Here is a 2,673-nt window from a genome sequence, read left to right on the forward strand (position 1 = left end):
GAGGTAGGAACTAAACCCAGGACGCTTCAGAGCTTTCAGTTTTCTCTCTACTTCGTCTCTGACCGCCGCAGGCACGTGAAGCTGCTCATCGTCTACGAACTTGAGAAGCAGGTCCTGCTCACCGGCGCAGATGAAGTTTAGTAACACGCTGGTGTCCGCAACGATGAACCTTCTAGTCATGGCGAACCTACTCGTTGACGAAGAAGTCATCCAGGTCTGCCTCTATATCGCGCTGATCTGTGAGTTTCTGGCTGACAGAACTTGGAGCGGTTTGCATTGAGTCCGCTACTTCCTCGGGGCTTACCTGCTCGGCGAACGCTACGGTTGACAGGGTGATGAGTCCTTGGGAGTAGGCCTTGTAGGCATCGGCAACGAGCCTTTCGGAAGCCCGTGGCAGAGTAGCAATCTTGCGTGCGTGGTCATACGAGGCTTTCCATCCGAAGCGGGAGGCGAGTCCCTTGGCGGTGTGATGCCCTAGCTCTTCCTTCGCATCTTTCGAAATAAGTCCTGCTTGGTGCAGCTGGATAGCTGCTACGCGTGGAGAGACTTGGAACCGTTGGACAACTGTAGACAATAGCTCCTCTGCATCTGCGTATGGAGGCAACGCTTGTAGCGCTTCTTCAGGGCAGAGTACGCAGCGCGCAAAGGTGTTTGCGCGTGTTTCGGAAGGCCGAGCCTTGTCACATTGCAAGGAAGCACCATCCTCCGTGATGTCCCCGGCCACGATATGACCGATTTCGTGGGCGACGGTGAAACGCTGTCGGAAAGGATTGTTGCTCGTGCTAATCCCTACAGTTAAGGCACCTGAAGCAGGATCGCGAAGAGTCAGCGCATCGAGACTGTCCATTAAGTCGAGCACGATGAAGTCAGCATCAACGAGCTTCATGAGATTGTTGATGTCGTCGACTGGCCCTAAGCCGAGATCGTGCTTCGCGCGAAAATCAGCAGCCAGTTCAACACCGTGTTTCGAGGGGCTCGTTGAATTAGGCATGTGCGCTATCCAGGTTCACTCGTAGCTGGAGATAAGGCAGAAGAGTTTGTGTTGCTTCCTCGGTTTTGGCCTGGTGGCCGCGGGCCGCAACGCGCACGCGCTGGGAGAGCGGGGTGGCGTCCACAAGCTCAGCGGCGTCGATACCTAGCGCCCACGCGAGGGCCATGATGTGGTGGAGAGTTGGCGTGGAAGTGCCTTTCTCTAGGCGGGCCAGGGTGGGCTGGGACAGAATCTCATTGGTCATGGCGGCGAGCTCTCTTTGGCTGAGCCCGCGCAGCTGGCGCTGCGCACGGACGCGCTCGCCGAAGTCGGTGGGGATGTTCATTTTGCGCTCCTTGTTGACTTCGTTCAAACACGTGAATCAGAATTCTGTCAAAGTGATTCAGGGTGAAGCTAGTGCGAATTGGTTGCAAGCTATTGCCGCTATCGCACGCCCGGGCAAACCTGAAATTGGCAAGCCTAAAACATGGCAAGCCTAAAACCTTGGTTAGTCAATTCGTTTATGAGCGGGCGCAAGAGCGGAAGACCGAGACTTGCAAAAGAGAATGCGCAAAGCTGATAGGGAAGAGTTTCACTGCCCGCTCTCGCTCCAGCGATTGCATTCGAATCTAAAAGTGCGCCGACTCATTCTGGCCTGTCATGTGGATTTTTGATACCGGTATGGAGGCACTTTGCCGTGATTCGGTCCTTCTGCATTTTGTAAGCCAAAGAGTAGCGCGGTCAGCCTGTAAACCGATCCATTGTAAAATGAGATAAAGATTTTCGAAGTTACTTGTTCTAGTTCTTTAGAAGGGGTTGGATTTGCTTTTAAAGATCCCCACCACAGAAGCCGTTCTTGAGGGTATTGTTTGGCACTACACGGATGTGCAGGGCTTCAAGGGGATTGTTGAATCCGAAGGATTATGGGCCACGAATGCTGAATTTCTTAACGATCCTATGGAGCTTAAATATGGTGTAGAGCTTTTAATTGGACGCCTTTCTGAAAGGCTTGCGGAAGAAAAGCGTGTTGAGGAACAGGCGAACCTCAAATATATCCTTGAGGCCTTTAGAGATTCGTCTGGTTTCTTCGAGTCCCAAACCAGTCAGTTTTATTTGCTTTCTGCGAGCGTCGAGGGCGACTCCTTAAACCAATGGGCGCATTATGCAGGCGGTGGCGGCGTGGCAGTAGGTATTTGCGCGCAGTACGATCTGCAGATCGTCGAACGAGATCGAAAACTCGTCCCGTTTGAATTGGGTAATTGGGGTTACGGGAAACTTTGGAATCCTTGTTACATTTCGTCGGGGTGGCGAAAAGTCCTCTATGACCCTGATCGGCAGATCGATCAGCTTGATGAGCTAATCAGTTTCTATCTTCGGTCCATGCGAAAAGAGTCGCTGCCTGAATCTGCGACGGGAATTAAAGAAAATCGGCCCTTCCGGTTTTAGAGTGCGTTGATTTTGTCCTGTAGTTGTCCGGAGTGGATCAGGCACCGCAAGATGTAGTGGTTGAGGTTTTTGAAACCTAGGGCGATGCCGCGTAGGTGTTCGAGTCTGCCGTTGATTGCCTCGACGGGGCCGTTGGATGCACCGATATCAAAGTAGGCGAGCACATCTTTGCGTCGACGCCATAGGGTGCGTCCTAGTTGGGCGAGCTCTTCTAGGCCTTGTGGTAATCCTTTACGCAGGGTGTGGATGATGCGTTC

General features: G+C 52.8%; 4 protein-coding genes. 1 reads left to right on the top strand and 3 read right to left on the bottom strand.

Features of this window, described 5'->3' with window-relative positions:
• Positions 1-187: 187 nt before the first annotated feature.
• A complete protein-coding gene (locus HMPREF2604_RS01335; protein ID WP_070562510.1) occupies positions 188-991 on the bottom strand; it encodes an ImmA/IrrE family metallo-endopeptidase in 804 nt (267 codons plus the stop codon).
• Complete coding sequence (locus tag HMPREF2604_RS01340; protein ID WP_070562513.1) at positions 984-1,316, bottom strand: helix-turn-helix domain-containing protein; 333 nt, start codon at positions 1,314-1,316, stop codon at positions 984-986. The genes HMPREF2604_RS01335 and HMPREF2604_RS01340 overlap by 8 nt, the downstream gene beginning before the upstream one ends.
• 476 nt (positions 1,317-1,792) lie before the next feature.
• Between HMPREF2604_RS01340 and HMPREF2604_RS01345 the strand changes: the two genes are divergently transcribed.
• Positions 1,793-2,416 (top strand): hypothetical protein, encoded by a 624-nt coding sequence (locus tag HMPREF2604_RS01345; protein ID WP_070562516.1) that lies wholly within the window; start codon positions 1,793-1,795, stop codon positions 2,414-2,416.
• Here HMPREF2604_RS01345 and HMPREF2604_RS01350 read toward each other — a convergent pair.
• A partial coding sequence (locus tag HMPREF2604_RS01350; protein ID WP_141746406.1) for a transposase occupies positions 2,413-2,673 on the bottom strand: 261 nt, incomplete at its 5' end. The genes HMPREF2604_RS01345 and HMPREF2604_RS01350 overlap by 4 nt on opposite strands.

The sequence above is a fragment of the Corynebacterium sp. HMSC055A01 genome, assembly GCF_001809405.1.
GTDB lineage: Bacteria > Actinomycetota > Actinomycetes > Mycobacteriales > Mycobacteriaceae > Corynebacterium > Corynebacterium hesseae.

Bases quoted from the DNA above. Each gene is read 5' to 3' on its own strand.
- HMPREF2604_RS01335 (WP_070562510.1), bottom strand. From the start codon at position 991: ATGCCTAATTCAACGAGCCCCTCGAAACACGGTGTTGAACTGGCTGCT.
- HMPREF2604_RS01340 (WP_070562513.1), bottom strand. From the start codon at position 1,316: ATGAACATCCCCACCGACTTCGGCGAGCGCGTCCGTGCGCAGCGCCAG.